This window comes from Rufibacter sediminis (genome assembly GCF_014269285.1).
Taxonomy (GTDB): domain Bacteria; phylum Bacteroidota; class Bacteroidia; order Cytophagales; family Hymenobacteraceae; genus Nibribacter; species Nibribacter sediminis.
The window spans coordinates 154,182-172,868 of sequence record NZ_JACOAF010000041.1; the positions used below are offsets into that span (position 1 = coordinate 154,182).

Annotated in this window: 13 protein-coding genes; 8 read left to right on the top strand and 5 right to left on the bottom strand. The window is 53.0% G+C overall.

Features of this window, described 5'->3' with window-relative positions:
* Positions 1-117: 117 nt before the first annotated feature.
* The 4 genes from H7U12_RS16815 (at position 118) to H7U12_RS16830 (ending at position 8,100) form a co-directional block, all read left to right on the top strand.
* Entirely contained in the window at positions 118-3,564 is a 3,447-nt protein-coding gene (locus H7U12_RS16815) for an Ig-like domain-containing protein (protein WP_186640157.1), read from the top strand.
* Positions 3,565-3,693: 129 nt separating this feature from the next.
* A complete protein-coding gene (ggt, locus tag H7U12_RS16820; RefSeq protein WP_186640159.1) occupies positions 3,694-5,406 on the top strand; it encodes a gamma-glutamyltransferase in 1,713 nt (570 codons plus the stop codon).
* A 487-nt stretch (positions 5,407-5,893) separates the two neighbouring features.
* Complete coding sequence (locus H7U12_RS16825) at positions 5,894-6,799, top strand: PorP/SprF family type IX secretion system membrane protein (RefSeq protein ID WP_186640161.1); 906 nt, start codon at positions 5,894-5,896, stop codon at positions 6,797-6,799.
* A gap of 137 nt (positions 6,800-6,936) precedes the next feature.
* Positions 6,937-8,100, top strand: coding sequence for a trans-sulfuration enzyme family protein (locus H7U12_RS16830; RefSeq protein WP_186640164.1), 1,164 nt, complete (start codon positions 6,937-6,939; stop codon positions 8,098-8,100).
* Positions 8,101-8,182: 82 nt separating this feature from the next.
* On the opposite strand, the gene H7U12_RS16835 is transcribed toward H7U12_RS16830, so the two are convergent.
* Complete coding sequence (locus tag H7U12_RS16835; protein ID WP_186640166.1) at positions 8,183-10,291, bottom strand: carboxy terminal-processing peptidase; 2,109 nt, start codon at positions 10,289-10,291, stop codon at positions 8,183-8,185.
* 346 nt (positions 10,292-10,637) lie between these two features.
* On the opposite strand from H7U12_RS16835, the gene H7U12_RS16840 reads away from it, so the two are divergent.
* Positions 10,638-11,471: an energy transducer TonB gene (locus H7U12_RS16840; RefSeq protein WP_186640168.1), complete on the top strand. Its 834-nt coding sequence runs from the start codon at positions 10,638-10,640 to the stop codon at positions 11,469-11,471.
* A 173-nt stretch (positions 11,472-11,644) separates the two neighbouring features.
* Here H7U12_RS16840 and H7U12_RS16845 read toward each other — a convergent pair whose 3' ends face one another.
* The 3 genes from H7U12_RS16845 to H7U12_RS16855 form a co-directional block, all read right to left on the bottom strand.
* Positions 11,645-12,190, bottom strand: coding sequence for a hypothetical protein (locus H7U12_RS16845; RefSeq protein WP_186640170.1), 546 nt, complete (start codon positions 12,188-12,190; stop codon positions 11,645-11,647).
* 210 nt (positions 12,191-12,400) lie between these two features.
* Complete coding sequence (locus H7U12_RS16850) at positions 12,401-13,516, bottom strand: S1 family peptidase (RefSeq protein WP_186640172.1); 1,116 nt, start codon at positions 13,514-13,516, stop codon at positions 12,401-12,403.
* A 49-nt stretch (positions 13,517-13,565) separates the two neighbouring features.
* The gene (locus H7U12_RS16855; protein ID WP_186640174.1) at positions 13,566-14,147 is read right to left on the bottom strand and encodes an RNA polymerase sigma factor; all 582 of its coding nucleotides are present in this window, start codon (positions 14,145-14,147) and stop codon (positions 13,566-13,568) included.
* A gap of 103 nt (positions 14,148-14,250) precedes the next feature.
* Here H7U12_RS16855 and H7U12_RS16860 point away from each other — a divergent pair, with 103 nt between their 5' ends.
* Complete coding sequence (locus tag H7U12_RS16860) at positions 14,251-14,511, top strand: hypothetical protein (protein ID WP_241749483.1); 261 nt, start codon at positions 14,251-14,253, stop codon at positions 14,509-14,511.
* Between the two features lie 163 nt (positions 14,512-14,674).
* Here the strand turns inward: H7U12_RS16860 and H7U12_RS16865 are convergent, their stop codons facing one another.
* The gene (locus H7U12_RS16865; RefSeq protein WP_186640176.1) at positions 14,675-15,859 is read right to left on the bottom strand and encodes a proline dehydrogenase family protein; all 1,185 of its coding nucleotides are present in this window, start codon (positions 15,857-15,859) and stop codon (positions 14,675-14,677) included.
* A 402-nt stretch (positions 15,860-16,261) separates the two neighbouring features.
* Between H7U12_RS16865 and aroB the strand changes: the two genes are divergently transcribed.
* Complete coding sequence (gene aroB, locus H7U12_RS16870) at positions 16,262-17,302, top strand: 3-dehydroquinate synthase (RefSeq protein WP_186640178.1); 1,041 nt, start codon at positions 16,262-16,264, stop codon at positions 17,300-17,302.
* Positions 17,299-18,540 (top strand): 3-phosphoshikimate 1-carboxyvinyltransferase, encoded by a 1,242-nt coding sequence (locus H7U12_RS16875; protein ID WP_186640180.1) that lies wholly within the window; start codon positions 17,299-17,301, stop codon positions 18,538-18,540. Before aroB ends, H7U12_RS16875 begins: the two co-directional genes overlap by 4 nt.
* The last annotated feature ends 147 nt before the right edge of the window (positions 18,541-18,687 follow it).

Consider the following 18,687-nt stretch of genomic DNA (forward strand, 5'->3'; position numbering starts at 1 on the left):
AACATGCCAGCCGGGTTGATTGGCTACTTTTGCGACAAGGTTCTTTTATGCTACAATCAGTTGTTAGTATATCGTTGGAATCCTATTTGTATAAGCAATCTAATCTCTTTCAGTTGTATGTTTAAACCTCTACAAAAGCTAAGTATCCTTTTCGTTGCTGTTCTTTGGTTAGGAAGTAGCGGGAAAGCGCTAGGGCAGATATTCTCCGAGGATTTCGATTATTCGGCCGGTTCAGAGTTGAAGGGCGCAAACGGATGGCGGCAAACGGGTACCGCCGCTTCGCCCACCATTCTAGTTTCCCCAACGGGCTTAAGTTATCCCGGTTCCCCGGCTTCCGGCGTAGGAAATGGAGCGCTGCTGAATGCCAACGGCGATGATGTGAACAAGGCCTTGCCCGTGACCTACGGAAGCGGAAAAACCGTCTATGCTTCCTTTCTGTTGAATGTGGCCATTGCCCGTTCGGGAGATTACTTTCTGCATTTAGGAGCCAATCCCATCGGTTCCGGCTTTTTCGGTCGGGTATATGTGAAAAGTGCCGGAGCTGGTTTTCAGTTAGGGGTGAGTAAAGCGACCAACGCCAGTCCCTTGCCCGCCGCCACCTATGGTGAACCGGTGTTCGACCTGAACACCACGTACCTGGTGGTGTTGAAGTACTCCATAGTGGAAGGAACAGGAAATGATGTAGCCGAGATTTTTGTCAACCCGGTGTTAGGCGGAGCAGAACCTTCCGTCCCGCTGGCGAAAGCCGAGATTACCAGTGCCGGTGAAGCCACCACCATTGGGTCAGTGGCTTTGCGTCAGGGTGGAGCCACTTCTGGGGCAAGTGTAACCGTAGACGGTATCAGGGTAAGCGATGCCTGGGCCGATGTTACCGCCGCCGCCCAGGCAGACATCACCCCACCCACCTTAGTTTCCACCACCCCTGCAAACGGAGCTGCCAACGTAGAAACCATCACTGACCTCACGCTGAATTTCAATGAAGCCGTAGTAGCCGGAACCGGTAACGTGGTCCTTACATGGAATGAAGGAACCATGTCAAAAACATTAAGTGCCTCTGATGCCCAGCTAGAAGGTGCCACGGTGACTTTCAAAAATGTGGAGCTGCTACCAGGTACAACCTATGCCCTTCGCATTGACAATGCGGCTTTTAAAGATGCTGCCGGTAATTCCTATGCCGGTTTAACCGGAAACGGAGTGTCTTTTTCCACTGCCGCGGTGGCCACGCCGGTGCTTACTTCTTCTACAGAAGCAATTGCGTTTCCGTTTACGGCTTTGGGCAAGAGCAGCATCTTGTCGTATGAGCTTTCCGGGTCAAATCTGGCGGAAAGCACCACGGTAACGGTTACCGGGCCTTTCCAGATTTCCAAAACCAATGCAAACTTCAGTTCGGCTTCTCTGACCTTTACTTCTGCTGAACTGGCCACTGCCCAAAAAGTGTACGTGCGCTTTTCACCCACCCAAGCCGGCAGTGTTACTGGTTCTATCACCAACACCACGGCCGGTGCTCAGTCCCTAGCAATCCCCCTGAGCGGGGTGAGTGCAGACCCGTACAACCAGAACTTCAATGACCCGGCCTTCCTGACCAACAGCGGTTGGACCAGATTTAGTGTAACTGGGGCGCAGGTGTGGGCCAGCACCAATTTCGGGCGCGATTGCCTAACCGGATGCAATGCCGCTACCCCCAACAAAGCCGTTCAGATCAATGGATTTGCCGGAGGAGTGAGTGTTCCAAACGAAGACTGGTTGATCTCTCCGGAGCTGGATCTGACTTCTTTCACCAACATGGCTGTTTTAGACTTCTGGACCATCTCTGCTTTTGCGGGTGACCAACTGAAGTTGATGTATTCAACGGACTTCACCGGAACCGGGAACCCCAATGCCGCAAACTGGCTGGAGATTCCTGGCGTTTTCCCGGCAGCTAACAGTAACCTTTGGACCTTGTCTCAGGGAATAGAGTTGCCTAAAACTGCCAAATACGTTGCCTTCGTGTACACCACCGCCTCGGGTGCCTCCCGCTGGACCGTGGATGATGTCAGAATCCAGGACCTGAGTAGCTTCCATACCATTCCCGCCGCCACCCTTTCTTTCGGCGAAGCGGCGAGTGGCACTACATCTGCTGCGCAGACCTTCACCTTCAGAGCCGTTGGGTACGGCAGCGTGACCCTTACCGCCTCCGCCGGTTTTGAGCTCTCGGCTGATAACGGAGGCACGTTTGCTTCCTCCGTGACTCTTCCGGAAACGGAGACCGCGGCCGCCGCTGGCAAAGCTATTCAGGTGCGTTTTGCGCCTGTTTCCAGACAATTGAAGGTAGAGGGAGCGGTAACTTTCACCAGCGCTGGGTTAAATGTGAGCACTATCCAACTGCTAGGTTCTTCTTACCTGAAGGCAGAGACCTTTGACATCGCCACCTACAACATGGAGTTCTTCGGAAACGGAAACCAGATTGGCACTGGCTTTGGCCCGGCCAATGCTCTCCTGCAAATCGCCAACGCCACCACTGTATTGAACCGTATGAACATGGACATCATTGGGGTGGAGGAAATCAGTGATGAAACGGCCCTTGACCAGGTGATTGCCAACCTGCCGGCGGGGTATGCCAAGCGCATCTCTCCGGTGTATTCGTATTCCATCAAGCCCAACTCGTCTACTGAGCCGTTCCCGGCCCAGAAGATAGGCTTCCTCTACAACACCGCCCATGTAACCCCGGTGGGCTTTAGAGTGATGTTTGAAGATCTGTACAGACAAGCGGTGGCAGGTACCACCACCCTCATCAATGATGATTTCTGGTCCTCGGGCAGGTTGCCGTACATGGGTATCTTTGATGTGCGGGCAGGGGGGATCACCAAGCGCATCCACGTGATCACCATCCACGCCAAATCAGGGTCAGCCACCTCAGACTTCAACCGGCGGGTAGCAGACATTCAGGTGTTGAAAGACACGTTGGATACTTACTACGCCAATCAGAATGTCATCTTGCTGGGTGACTTCAATGACAATGTGGTGGGTTCCATTAACGCTGGGGGCGTTTCAAGCTACAACTCTTTTGTAACAGACGTAGCAGATTACCAAGCCCTGACTTATCCGTTGGCCCAGGCCGGAGGCTTCTCGTTCCCGAGTTCCGGCAGCTTTCTGGACCATCTCATCATTTCCAATGAGTTAATGGATGAGTACCTGGAGCCTTCCACCACCATTGAAGATCCAAGAGGGTATGTGGCCAACTATTCCAACACCACCTCAGACCACTTGCCGGTTTTCTCCCGTTTCGCTTTCACTTCAACAGACCCTGTCGGGACAAAAGAAGATGAAAAAGACAAGTTCAGAATCTATCCTAACCCCACCACAACCGGAAACGTGGTGTTGCAATTGCCGGTGTTAGCTCCCAAAGGCGTCTTGCAGTTAACGGTTTACAGTTTGCGCGGAGAGATAGTCCTGCAGACCTCGGGTAATGAGCAAACCATGAACCAGCAGCTTTCTGCGAAAATGTCTGCGGCAAACCCAGGCATGTACCTGGTGAAAATACAGGCTGGGGACCGGGTGTACCAAGCCAGATTAATCAAAAAATAAGCCTTCATCCTTCCTTGAAAGCCTGCCAGAGAAATCTGGCGGGCTTTTTTTATGCCGATATATTTCTTTACTTACTGCCTTGTAGAAATCCGTTTATTGGCCGTTTTAGCCAAATCCCTCCCAAAACCCATGAAAAAGCGTTGCCCTTCCTCCTTGCTGCTACTGCTGTTGCTTTGGCAGTTCACCGGTTGCAAACCCACAGATCAACACGGTTCAACTGCCCAGACCCAGGGGGTGACAGGCGAGAAAGGCATGGTGGTAAGTGCCCACCCCGAGGCTTCCCGCATAGGGTTGGCGATTCTGCAACAGGGCGGCAATGCCTATGATGCCGCCGTGGCGACTGGTTTCGCCCTGGCGGTGGCCTATCCCGTGGCCGGAAACATTGGTGGCGGCGGCTTCCTGGTCTACCGCAAACAAGACGGCGAGATAGGGGCCCTGGATTACCGCGAGAAAGCGCCTAAAGCCGCATCGCGTGACATGTACCTGGATGCCCAGAAAAATGTAATCGCTGATGCCAGCACCTTAGGGCACCTGGCCGTGGGCGTGCCTGGCGCCGTTGACGGCTTGGCAGCCATGCACCAGAAACTGGGCAGTTTGCCCTGGGCAACAGTGGTGCAGCCCGCCATTGACCTGGCCCGCAAAGGCGTGGTGCTCACCGAGCGGGAAGCCAGAATGCTGAACGAGGACAGAGAAAACTTTATCAAAGCCAACAAGTTTATTCCCTCCGTGGTCAGAGACACTCCCTGGTGGAAAGGCGACGTGTTGGCCCTGCCCGAGCTGGCTTCTTCGCTGGAGCGCATCCGGGACAAAGGACGCGCCGGGTTTTACGAAGGCCAGACCGCAGATCTATTGGTAAAGGAAATGCAACGCGGCGGCGGAATCATTTCCCACCAGGATCTGAAAGAGTACCACTCTGTGTGGCGCACGCCCATTACTGGTACGTACCGAGGCTATAAGGTGATTTCCATGCCGCCCCCGTCTAGCGGCGGCATTGCCCTGCTGCAGTTGCTGCAGATGGTGGAGCCGTATGATCTGTCCAAATGGGGCTGGCAACAACCCAACACCGTACATGTCATGACCGAAGCCCAGCGCCGCGTCTACGCCGACAGGGCCACCTACCTGGGAGACCCTGATTTCGTGAAAGTGCCGGTTTCCTCCTTATTGAGCCCGGCTTACCTGAAAAACCGAATGGCCACCCTGGATATGGAACGGGCCACTCCCTCCAGCCAGGTACAGGCTGGTCAGTTACTGGCCCGGGAAAGCGACCAGACTACCCATTACTCCATCGTAGACCAGTGGGGGAACGCCGCCTCCATCACCACCACCCTCAACGGTGGATACGGCTCTAAAGTAGTCGTGGAAGGGGCCGGATTTATCCTGAACAACGAGATGGATGATTTTAGCGCCAAGCCCGGCGTTCCCAACATGTTTGGATTAATCGGGGGAGAGGCCAACGCCATCGCGCCGGGCAAACGCATGTTGAGTTCCATGACGCCTACCATCCTGGAGAAAGACGGAAAGCTGTTCATGGTGGTAGGTACGCCCGGCGGCTCCACCATCATCACCTCCGTTTTCCAGGCAATTCTGAATGTGGTGGACCATGGCATGGGCATGCAGCAAGCCGTTGCCGCCCCGCGTTTTCACCACCAATGGCTCCCCGACAGAATTGAGCCGGAAGCGGCTGCCCTTTCCCCTGAAGTCAGGGAAGTATTGCAGAAAAGAGGCCATACGCTGCAGGAAAGAGGCCGATACGGAGCCGTAGACGGAATCCTGAAGCGGAAAGATGGTCGTTGGGAAGGAGGGGCGGACCCCCGGGGAGATGATACGGCTCTTGGTTACTAAGTTCCATTCATGTTGGTAGGAAAGCCATTTGGAAGAGATTTGTATTAAGTTTCGGAAGCGTACTGCGGTGTTTATCGCTTGTTTTTGACAAAGGAGGCCCAAAACGGCAACTTTCCCTTCTACAGGATAGAAGAGGAGGTTGCCGGATTGGGCCTCTTCATTTTAGAAAAATCCTATTCGTTTAATTTCTTCCAGCGAAGAACGCTTCAGTATGTGTCTGCTTAGAAAGACCTGTATTTTTGCGAGGTAGTGAGCGTTGAAAAAAAATCACAAAAATAAAATTGAATTAAATCGGGTAAATGGCTCTGTTTGTGCACTTTTTGGTTTTACATTTGTGAAAACAAATATAGAAGGTTACAATTCTATGAACTTTATTTTGAAGGGTGAAGTTGTCTCAGCATCAGCAGCAAAGTCACTTATTTCATATCTGATACTCAACCGCTACTTTTAATACAATTAAACCAAGTTTCTTAATTACCCTTCATCAATGAATCTGAAGCAACTCCTTGCTTTTAGCTTGCTTTTGCTGGCTGCTAGCGTTTCCAAGGCCCAGGTTACTCCGCAACGCATGGTGATCCCGCGCCTTTACCAACAAAACTATTTTTACCTTAACCCGGCTTTTGCGGGGGCAGAGAGAAGAAAAGAGCTGGGCGTGAACGGTCACCTCAATTCCCTCAACGGAAGAGGTTCTTCCGCTCCTTTATCCGTGATTGCGCACTACCAGGGATATGTGAGCAATGAAAACCCGAACGGAATAGGCATGGTGGCCGTGTATGATCAATTTGGACCCTACTGGTTAGGCAAACTCGGGTTTTCTTACACCAAGCGTTTCCGGTTGGGCGAACAGAGTAGCCTCGCCTTCGGGGCGCAGCTGGCCGCCGAGTACCTGAACGTGGACTTAGCCGAGATGACTCGCACCGAAGAACGGAAAATGGTAGGCCACGACAATGACTTACGTCCTGATGTAGACGCAGGGGTGTGGTTAAACGTGCGTAACTTCTACGCCGGTGCCACCTTTGCCAGCTTACTGGAGCCAACCTTTAACCTGGTAGAAGACGCTGAACACGAAGGCATCAGAGAATTGCTGGTGACCGCCGGGTACAAAGTTGCCTTCGCGCCTGAGTTTAGCCTCACGCCTTCGTTTCTGATGAGTCAGCCCCTGAAAGACGGAAAGCAGGAATATCAGTTCGGGACCATGGCAAACATCAAATTCCTGACCGCCGGAGTAAACTACCGGGGCCAGTTTGACAAAACAGCCCCCTGGAACGTAAGTGCCGGGGTCAACATCAAAGACAACGTGCAACTCATGACTACGTTTGACATCACCAAAGAAGCGAACGGCGTTGCCAAACCAGATCCACAGGTAGAAGCAAACCTGAGGGTTCGGTTCTAAGACCGGTGGTAACACCAAAGAAAAGGGCTTGCCAATGGGCAGGCCCTTTTTTTATGGGCTTCCAGTTGGGAGCCCTTTTGCCCGCAACAACTCTTTTGCAGGGGCGGGAGTAGAAGGAGAAAACCATTTTTTCTTGTATGGACCTCTCCTATATCCTGAACGAGCTGGGCGAAAACCGGGCCACTTATTTCAATGCCGTTGCCCCGCCCATCATCCAGACCAGCAACTTTGCGTGCCGAACCATTGACGAGATGCGGTACATGCTCCAGCATGAGGCGGAAGTGGATTTCTACACCCGGGGCAACAACCCTACGGTTGACATGCTGGAGAAGAAGCTGGCCGCCCTGGAAGGAACCGAGCACGCCATCGCGTTTGGGAGCGGCATTGCGGCGGTGTCAGCAGCGGTGCTGTCTCAGGTCAAAGCGGGCGATCACGTGGTCTGCATAAAGAAGCCCTACACCTGGACAAATAAACTGATGCGGTATTTTCTGCCGCGCTACGGCGTAGAAGTCACCATGGTAGACGGCTCTGATGCCCAAAACTTCGCCCAGGCCAGCAAGGAAAATACCGTCCTGTATTACCTGGAGAGCCCCAATTCCTTCACGTTTGAATTACAAGATATAGCCCAGGTGACCGCCATCGCGCGGGAGCGAAATATCTGCACCATCATTGACAACAGCTTTGCATCTCCCTTGTACCAGAATCCGGCGGCCATGGGCGTGGATCTGGTGGTGCATTCGGCTACCAAGTACATCGGGGGCCACAGTGATGTCATGGGCGGCATCATCTGCGGATCGCGGGAGCGCATCAACCGGATCTTCAGCGCGGAGTTTATGACGCTGGGTGCCGTGCTGTCGCCGCATGATGCCTGGCTTCTGCTGCGGGGGCTGCGGACCTTGCCCCTCCGGATGGACCGCATCGCGAAAACCACGCGGCAGGTGGTCGCCTATCTGCAGCAAAAGGAACAAGTAGCGGAGATCCTCTGGCCGTTCCTGCCCGAGCATCCGCAGTACTATCTGGCCAGGAAACAGATGCGGAACAATACCGGGCAGTTCACCATCCGGCTGAACACCGATACCATCAAGGAGGTGGACAGGTTCTGTGACAGCCTGCAGCACTTTCTCATGGCCGCTTCCTGGGGTGGGCACGAGTCGTTAATTTATCCGGCGGCGGCGTCTTACAAAGAAGGAAACTATAGATCGTCGTTGCCGTTCACGCTCATCCGGTTCTACATCGGGTTGGAAGACCCGGAGTATCTGATCAAGGATTTGGAGCAGGCATTTCTGAAGATGAAAGGCTAAGTCGTTTAGGGCAGTTTTCAGGAAAAGGCATAAAAAACGCCGCTACTTTTGGTAGCGGCGTTTTTGTTTGGAGTGGCAAAGATTATAAAGCGTCTTTCAATACTGAAACGGCTTCCTGGATGTACAGGTCTTTCTTCGCGTTGCGGGTGAAAGCCTGGAAGCGGGCCGAAGCGGCTGTGTCACCAACTAACTTGGTCACGTCTGGCTTCAGTCCGGCCACATCCAGTTGCGGGATGTTCTTGCGCAGGTTCTCCAGTTTCTTAGACTCTTCCTGTGCCCGACGCTCTTCGGCTAAGTACGTGCTTAACTTCAGGGAGCGGGTAGACGTCTCGGTTCTGTCTTTCAGGCGCATGGCGCTTTGGTTGATCAAAGAGAAGGTTGGGCTGGCCGCTACTCTGGATTTGGAAGAGGCTTTCAACTTCTCGATAGAGAAATTAGGGCTGTTCCAGGTGTTAAACTTGGCAGACTGAATCTCGTCAAACGGAAGCGCGTATTCCTGCTCTTTCTCGCCGTACTTCAGGTACGTGTAGGTGTCTGGCAGCACGATGTCTGGGGTAACGCCCCGCAGCTGTACCGTCTTTCCGCTGATGCGGTAGTACTTCTGCGTTGTCAGTTTCAAGTGGCCCAGTGGTTTCACCGCGTCAAAAGAAGCGGGTAATACCTGGTCAAGGTCGAAGAACTGCTGCACGGTACCTTTCCCGTAGGTGGAGCTTCCCACAATCACCCCGCGTTTGTAATCCTGAATGGCGGCGGCCATGATCTCAGACGCTGAGGCGCTGTTCTCATTCACCAATACCACCAACGGACCACCAAACTGAACCTGCGGATCACGGTCTTCCAGCACGGCGGCTGGGCCATTGGCTGATTTCACCTGCACCACGGGGCCAGACTTGATGAAAAGACCCACCATGTCTACCACGTCCTGCAAAGAACCACCACCGTTGTTTCTCAAGTCCAGAATGATGCCCTGGGCGTTTTCCTGCTTCAGTTTCTGAATTTCCGCCGCCACGTCTTTGCCGCTGTTACGGCCACCGGCGTTTTTGAAATCGGCATAGAAAGCGGGCAGGTGAATGTACCCGATGGGTTTCGCTCCTTTTATCATCAACGATTTGGCGTAGCCTTCTTCGCGCACCACCACGTCTCTAATGATGGAGATCACTTTCATGGTGCCATCTACCTTTTTCACGTGTAGCCGAACCTCGGTGCCTTTTTTCCCTCTGATCATGGAAACGGCTTTGTCCAGGCGCATGCCTTGCACATCTACTGGTTCCTGATTTCCCTGGGCCACTTTTAGGATGGCATCGCCCGGTTTCAGCTCGCCCTGTAAGTAGGAGGGGCTACCGGGAGTGATGTCAGATACCTTGATGTTGCCGTCTTTTTCGGTTAAGGTGGCGCCAATCCCTTCTAAACGTCCGGAGAACTCAAAGTCAAAGTCCTCTTTCTCTTTAGGGGCATAATACTCGGTATGCGGATCGTAGATGTTGGCGAAGGAGTTCAGGTAGGAAGAACGGTAGTCTTCGTTCTCCAGCTGCACCATGCGTTTGAACAGATCGTCATAGTTCTCGCGCAGCTTTTTACGGGCATCGGCCTCAATCTCAGGCATGCTCTTCTTGGCTTCTTTAGAACCGGCGGAATCTGCTTTCTGCTGGCTGTCCAGGGCGTCGGCTACCCTGATGAGGGCCTGGTACTTGAGGTATTTGCGCCATTCTTCTTTCAAGGCGGCCGGCGAGGTGGCAAACTTCAGCTTCTCTGGTTTCACCTCAATGGTTTCCTCTCTCTCAAACTCAAACGGCTTGTCCAGAATCTCCTTGTAATAGCTTTCAGCCTCTTTCAGCCTTTTCTGGAAAAGGGTCATGGAAAGGTCAAAGAACTTAAAGGAACCGTTCTTGAACTCATCGTCCAGTTGGGTCTGGTAGGTAGCCAATTGGTCTACGTCTGACTGCAACAAGAATTTTTTATTATAGTCTAAGCGCTCTAAGTAGAGATTAAAGGCCTTTTTTGAAAATTCATCATCTAAACGCTCTGGCTTATAGTGGGCCGAGCTCAGCCCCTGCATGAGTACTTTGGTGAGTACTTCATTTTTCTGATCGCGCGCGGTGCCATCTGTCTCCAGCAGCCTGTAGGAGGCAATGCCAAACACCACTGAGGCGGCCGTGCCGTACGCAACCAGCTTGTTTTTAAGTGAAAACATATAGGATTCTCTAAGAAATGTCTGTTAGTGTATATACAAAAGTAGTGCCTGTTTTTGACGATGCAGTACTGTTACGTTAAACGTAGGCAAGCGTCAGAAAGGTGTGCCCGTAATAAGATTATTTACGAATGCATCGCAAGTAAGCAGAACGTAGCAGTAGTTGTTCTTTTTGGTCTTCTTTTTTTTAACAATCCGCCCGCCGGATTTGTTTCTCCCTGAAAATCAAATGCGAAGAAAATAGCCGGTTTCCTATATATTATTTAGAAAGAAGCCCGATATGGAATCTAGGCGGGAATTGCATCATGAGGGAAATGACACCTAAACTTCCACCTTAACTAACAACCTCATGGAAACGAATCCCGCTTACGCCGCCACCCTGGATGACATGATTTTTGAAGGCCGTAACAAAGCCTATGGTGCCTATGTGCTGCGCAGGCTGTACCACCGGCACATCAGCCAGGCCGCACTTTACGCCATTGCCTTATTCTTAATCGGGTTCTCCTTGCCCACGCTCGCCAATAAGTTTCTCAGAAAGATTGACGTCCCTGTTGTTAAACCTAAAGACAATGGGGAATGGGTGGATGTGGTCATTCCCCAACTGGAGGAGATAAAAGAAATAAAAGCGGTTGATCCCGCGGCGGCCAAAGCCACCGGACCCACCGTGAAGTACGTAGCCCCTAAAGTAGTGGAGGAAACCAAACAAGTCACCGAAGAGGTGCCCACGCAAGAACAACTCAAAACGGCCAACTCAGGCTATGTGACCTCAGAGGGACCCGGAGACGGAAACCTGAACAACCCGGAACCTGGCAACGGACCTGGTGCGGGCACCGGCACCGGCACTGACCCAGCAGCGACACCAGCGGCGGGCTATTTCCTGAGTGTGGAGCACATGCCCCAGTTTGAGGGCGGACTGGCTAAACTGATGGAGTTTGTGGGCAAGAACCTTCGGTACCCCAGGGCGGCCCAGGCCAGTGGCATTGAAGGAACCGTGGTGGTGAGCTTTGTGGTAGCCGCCACCGGCGATGTCACCGACATTCAGGTGTTGAAAGGATTGGGTTACGGAACCGAGGAGGAAGTGATCAGGGTGATGAAAAAGCTGTCCCGCTGGCAACCCGGGAACCAGAACGGAAGAGCGGTGCCCGTGCGCATGACGCTGCCTGTGCGGCTAGAATTGAAATAAGTAAATAAAGCTTCTAATTCATGTTTAATGCTTGCCTTGTTTTAGGGCCTTTTTCAAGAAATAAGCCTCAAAATAGTAACAATAATTAAGCTTGCTTGCTGGAAATATTTGCAACAAAAAATGCCCCGACTCAGAAAAGAGCCGGGGCATTTTTATAGGATTATTTCTCCCGATTAACGGTAGATGTGCTCACCACGGTTGGTGCGCCACTCTTGCTCAAAATATTCGGCGTCTTCGTGTGAACGAGGAGTTACGCCCATCACAATGTTGCCTTCTTTGATGCCAGACTCATATACTTTGGCCCGGTCTTCAGGAATACCTGAACCTACCAGTGCACCCAGTAAACCACCAGTCAGACCACCGGCTCCGGCTCCCGCCAGACCAGCTGCCAACGGACCTGCAATTACCAATCCAAGTCCTGGCAGCGCGATAGAAGTACCGATAGCGGCAATGGCTCCTACAATAGCACCTAATGTACCACCAATGGCAGAACCGGCTCCGGCACCTTCCAGAGCTTTGCTACCCAGTTCTGTGTCGTTGTTATCGCTGTCAGAGAAATGGCGCTTGCGGGCGTCATCGCTCATGATCACGTTGATATCGTCTTTGCTGTAGCCGCGGCTATGTAATGAATTATAGGCGCGCTCTGCGCTGTCTCGGTCTCTGAACATACCCGTCATCATGCTGCCGGAAGTATGGGTGTTACCAGTGCGATTTTCCATAGTTCGTTGTTTAATATTTAGTAGATGTAACATAGTGGTAATTACTAGGCCAGTCGCGAAACTGGCAACTGGCAATTAGATTATGCTTAACGCAAACAATACGTATAAGTTACATCTGGCCCCAGCACAAAAAGCAAAAACGCCAGTGCAGAGCACTGGCGTTTTTAGGTCATTTTTACAAAATAAGCCGCTAAATAAAGAGGTAATTGCTTAGTTATAGACCTTTACCATGTAAACGAAATCCTGCAGTTTTTTCAGCTGCTGCGGACGCGGATTTCCGGCCAGGTTATTTACTTTAGGCAAGGCAATGGGCTTGGGCAGGCGGTGCTCCGGTAATTGGTCCAGCAGGGTTAACAGGTACGCTGATTTCACCGCGAAGGCGGCTCCGTCAACTCCCAGCATTTTGCCGCTGATCACGCCAATCATGTTCCCGCGGTCATCCAGCAACGGCCCGCCGCTGTTCCCGGGGTTCAGCGGGATGGAGATCTGGTAAGAGGCGGTATCTCCGTAAACCCCGGACCGGGAGCTTAACGTTCCCTCCCCGAAAACTACGTCCTCTCTGGGATAACCCAGGGTGAAAACGCGCTCGCCCAGTTCACTTTCTTTCTGTTTAAAGGAGTAAGGCAGTTTCCCGAAGCCGGTGAACGCAGTATCGGTTACCCGTAACAGGGCCAGGTCACGCACCTGGTCTGAATAGATTTCCTCTACCTTGTACCGGGTGCCTTTCTTGTTCTCGATCATGAGCGAATCAGCGCCCTCAATCACGTGGTAACTGGTCACGAAATACCCGTCTGAGGTAAGCACAAAACCGGTGCCCGAGAATTGGCCGGGATTCAAGGCAGAGGTTTTAGGAGCCACGGGGTTGGTGTTGAGCAGGGCGTCCTGTTTCCGTTTCAGGTCATCCACCTCGCGGCGCAGCTCTACGTAACGGGCTGTTTGCTGCTTGGTGGCCGAGCGCCACATCTCCATGCCCAGCAAGCTGCTGAATACCGTGACAATGGCCACGGTGGCGGCCACGCCCATGGTGGCGGCGTAGCGGCGCATAAAGATCTGCATGGGCGTGCGTTTGCGCAGCACCGGAACAGTGGCCGGAGTGGCTTTCTGGTTTTCTTCCTGCCAGGCCTGATGGTGCCGGTTCAGGCGGTCGCGCAGCGTTTGCTGGCGCCCGTGGTTCTGCAAGGCGCCGGTGAACAGCTCCGTCTCCCGCACACGCTGGGCGAAGACCGGGTCAGCGGCCATGCGTTCCTGCAGCGCGCGGCGCTCAGCAGACGTCACCTGGTGCTGGTGGAAGCGTTCTAATAATTCAAGTAATTCCCTCTCACTCATATATAGGATGCATCCGGTGTCGGATGTCTGTTTTATACGTTTCCTTTGCTCAGGAAGGAACCTGGTAGTCTAAGAAGAAAAGCTTCTTGAGGCGCATCAGGCACTTGTACTTCTGGTTCTTGGCCGAGTCTACGTTGGTGTAGCCAAACTTCTCGGTGATCTCGGGCATGCCCATGCTTCTGAGGTAGAAATCCTCCAGCAGGGTTTTGCAGGGTTCGCCCAGTTGGGCCAGGGCATTGCCCATGGCTTCAAACTTGAGTTCGTTCTGCTCGGCCTGTTCGGCGTCGCCGTCTGCCTGGGGAGCCAGCTCAGACTCGGTGTCCTCGATCATGCCATGGCTGAACCGGCTGCTTCTGGACAGCCTCTTCAGCCAAAGCCGACGGCAGATGGAGTACAGGTAGGTTTTGATCTGGCAGTTCAGCTCCAGCTGGCCGGCCTTGATCTTCTCGTAGAAGACGATCACCGCTTCCTGGAAAATATCCTTGGCGTCATCGTCCGTCCCGTTGTTGCTCTGGACAAAGAACAAGACCATGGGAAAGTGGAGTTTGTATAACCTACTCAGTGCCGCATCGTCGTCCTGCAGAATCCCTTCTATGATGGCCGCATCGGTCACTAGCGCCTTACTAATCATGCTTGTCAATTAATACAGTTTCAGTCCATTAGTAACCCACAGAAAAAAAATAAAAAATTTCTGAAAATGATGGGTTACCTGCCGGGGGGTAGTGGTATAAAGGTTGAAATTAACGCTAAAACCCTTAAAAAAAATCACCATGAAAAAGGTATTTTCTCTTGCCCTAGTTGCTGGTATGTTCGTTTTCGCTTCTTGCGAGTCTAAAACTGCTGAATCTACTGAAACAACTACTGAAACTACAACTGATGCTGCTGCTACTGACGCTGCTGCAACTGATGCAACTGTAGGTGACACTACTTCAACTACTACCACTACTACTGATTCTGCTGCTACTACCACTACTGGTACTACAACTGCTCAGTAATTTGACGGTGTGCCTTGGCGCACCTTTAGATTAGGACAAGATAAAAGCGTCTCTTACGGTTTGCGTGAGAGACGCTTTTTCTTTTTAAGATAAAAATAAAGAAGAGCCGTTTGGGGGCCGTTTGTCTAAGACAAGCCCTAAACGGCTCTTCTTTTGCCAATGATCACGATTTGCGTTTGCGGCGCTCCAGTTCTTTCTTCACCAGTGAGAACTCACGGCTGCTTTGCCCGGCAATAGCAGTGTTTTCATCGGCGCGGCGCAACAGGTACGGCATCACGGCCTCTACAGGACCATAAGGAACATATTTGGCCACGTTGTACCCGGCGTGGGCCAGGTTATAAGAGAGATTGTCGCTCATGCCCAGCAGCTGCGCGAAATAGATGCGCTCATCTGAAGGTTGGATGTTGAACTCGTCCATCAGCTGCATGAGGTGGTAGGAGCTTTGCTCGTTATGCGTGCCGGCGCAGATGGCAATGCGGTCAATGTGCTCCACGCAGAAACGCAGCGCCTCATCATACAGGGCATCGGTGGCTTGTTTGGTGGGGTTGATGGGGTTGTTGATGCCGCGCTGCTGGGCCACCCGGCCTTCTTTCTCCATGTACGCGCCGCGCACCAGTTTGCCGCCCAGGTAGAAACCCAGTTTCTTGGCCCGCTCATAGTCGCGCTTGATCACATCCAGGCGGTCATGGCGGTAGAGTTGGTAGGTGTTGTAGACAATGGGGCGCTCCTGGTTGTAGAGTTCCATCATCTCCAGGCACAGCTGGTCAATGGTTTCCTGCATCCAGCTTTCCTCGGCGTCAATGAAGACGCGCACGCCCTGTTCAAACGCCCGCTGGCAGATGGTTTTCACCCGGGTGCGAGCCCGGCCAAACGCCGCTTTCTCGGCCTGGGTGAGTTCCTGGGTGGTTTGGGCCTTGGTGAGTAAGTCTGAATCTGCCACGCCGGTTACCTTGAACACGCTGAACGGGATGTGGTTGGAGTTGGCCGCCATGTCAATGGTGGAGATGATCTCCTGCACCGTGTGGTCAAAGCTGGCCTCGTTGCTTTCGCCTTCCACGGAGTAATCCAGAATGGTCCCGATCCCCGATCTGCCCAACCGCTCAATGGTGGGTTTGCATTCCTGGATGGTTTCGCCACCGCAGAACTGTTCAAAAATGCTTTTCTTGATCAGAAACTTGACGGGCAGGTTCCAGCTCAAAGCCTTCTTCATCATCCCGCCGCCCATTTTCACCATGGAGTTGTTGTTCATGGCCGCAAACAGGAGGTAGGTTTTGTAGAGTTCTGCATCTGATTTATCAGCAAACGCAATGGCGGTATTCTCAAAGGAAATGGTTGGTGCAGGGTTCATATTTAGTTGCTACAAATACACAATACAAAGATAACGTAAAAACGGATGTTAGTTGTTTTTAAGGCTCGTTTGGAAAAAACAGCCCGTAAACACAATGGTTGCTAACGGCTGCTCAAGTTATGGGGCAAACCGGCTGTCTGTTTGGGTCATACGCTCAGGGTTGCTCCTGATAGACGAATCCGTTTCTTGCTATAGGGCCACAATTTCACCCAAGAAAGAACTCCATTGTGTCTTGGAAAAAAGACCAGGCAAGTTCAGCTGGATCACAAGGGATAAGAGATGGCCAATTTTTCTTTGTTTTTTCTTTTGAACTGCCCCCAGCATTCCGTTCTTTAGCACCTCAACCCGTTTTGGGGCTCTTTTCTAGAAAACAGTCCCAAAACGCAATAAACACAGACAAGTTTGACCGAAGAGATTTTCATAGGCCCCAATGCCGTGGGGCAGCTCAAGGAACTGCTGCACAGCCGGGCGTTCAAAAAGACGGTGGTGCTGGTAGACGAGAATACGCATTGGCACTGCTACCCGCTCCTGAAACCCTACCTGCCCGATGGTCACCACGTGGTGCAGATCCAGAGCGGCGAGGAACACAAGAACCTGGCTACCTGCGAGCACGTGTGGCGCGAACTCACCGAGCAGAGTCTGGACCGCTGGAGTTTGCTGGTGAACCTGGGCGGCGGTGTGTTAACCGACCTGGGCGGATTTTGTGCCAGCCTGTACAAACGCGGCATCCGGTTCGTGAACGTGCCCACTACGCTGCTGTCTCAGGTAGATGCCAGCGTGGGCGGCAAAACCGGGATCGATTTCATGGGGTTCAAAAACCACATCGGGGTGTTTCAGGAGCCGTTGGCGGTGCTGGTGAACCCGGCCTTTCTGCAGACACTGGACATGCGCCAGATGAAATCCGGCTACGCCGAGATCATCAAGCACTGGCTCATCATGGATGCCGACAAATTCTTTGAGCAGCGCTACGTGGGTATGTTCACCGAGGACTGGACCGATCTGATCCGGCATTCCATCCAGATAAAATCTAGGGTAGTGACTGCCGATCCGCTGGAGAACGGTTTGCGTAAAATCCTCAATTTTGGGCACACCATTGGCCACGCCGTAGAGAGTTTTTACCTGGAGAAGCCCGGCCAGGTGCTGCTGCACGGCGAAGCCATCGCCGTAGGCATGATCTGCGAAGCCTGGCTGTCGGTGCAGAAAGGGCTGCTGCCCCAGGAAGAACTGGACCAGATAGAAACATTTATGCTGTCTATCTACGAGAAGGTGAACCTGCCCCAGGAAGATGTCCAAGCCATCAGCCAGCTGTGCCTGCACGATAAAAAGAACGACGGCGCTACCATCAACTGTACTTTGCTGCAGAAGATCGGCGAAGCCGTCTATGACCAACCTATCACCCTGCCCGAGGTACAGAGTGCCTTGCGCTATTACCAATTACTATGATTTCAGCTGCTGCCGTGCGCGTATCGCACCCCACGGGCGTGTTGCGCGGACGCGTGACCTTGCCCGCCTCCAAAAGTGAAGCCAACCGCGCCCTCATCATCCGGGCCTTATCGGGGAAAGATTTCCCCATCCATAACCTGTCAGACGCCAATGACACCCAATTGCTGAACCGTTTGCTCTCCACGCCCGCGGGCGAAGAGGTAAGCGCCGAAGATGCCGGAACGGTCATGCGTTTTATAACGGCCTATTACGCGGCCACTGGCCAGCAACTCACCCTGACCGGAACGCCCCGCATGTGCCAGCGGCCCATTGGGGTACTGGTGGATGCCCTCAGAAAACTGGGTGCCCAGATTGAGTATGTAGGGGAGGAAGGTTACCCGCCGCTTCAGATGAAGGGCTTTGATTTCTCGGGAACGAACCAGTTGACGGTGCGTTCCGACATCAGCAGCCAGTACATCTCGGCGCTGCTCATGATTGCGCCGCTGCTGCCGCAAGGCCTGGAACTGACCTTGGAAGGGAAAATCAGCTCGGAGCCGTACATCCGGATGACCCTGGCGCAAATGGCGTATTTTGGCGTGCAGGCCACGTTTGAAGGCCAGAAAATTTCGGTGGCGAAACAAGAGTACCAGGCCCGGGAGTACACCGTGGAGTCAGACTGGAGTGCGGCCAGCTATTGGTACAGCATCGCGGCGCTGGCCCGGGAAGCCGAATTGCTTCTGCCCGCGCTTCGGAAAGATTCGCTCCAGGGCGACAGCGTGCTGCCAACCTTGATGGCTCCTTTCGGGGTGCAGACCGTCTTCACCCCCGAGGGCGTGCAGCTAACCAAGCAGCCCATCACCCAGCCACTGGCCCGCATTGATTTCTTCGCTTGTCCAGATCTGGCTCAGACGGTGGCCGCACTGGCGGCGGGGCTGGAGGTGGAAGTGGAGATGACCGGTCTGGAGAGCCTCCGCATCAAGGAAACCGACCGTATTGCCGCCCTGCAGGCCGAGCTGGTGAAACTGGGGGCAGAACTCCGCGAGACGGAACCAGCTGTTTTTAAGGTCTTTTTGGTAAACCAGCCCCAAAACGAGGCTAGCATTCATACCTATGAAGACCACCGCATGGCTATGGCCTTCGCGCCGCTGGGCCTGAAGCAGCCCCTGGTGGTGGAAGAGCACCGCGTCGTGCGCAAATCTTACCCCAAATACTGGGAGGAACTGCAGAAAGCGGGGTTTGCGGTAGACGAAATCCAGTAGATTTCAGATCATTTGGCACAAAAAAGTCCTTCAGTTGTCTGGAGGACTTTTTTGTGTCATTCCATTTTAGGTTGATCAAAGTAGCCCGGCTGCCAGACAGGGTTACTGCGGCTGTTGTTCAATTTTCCTTTGCAGCGTTAACGCGCT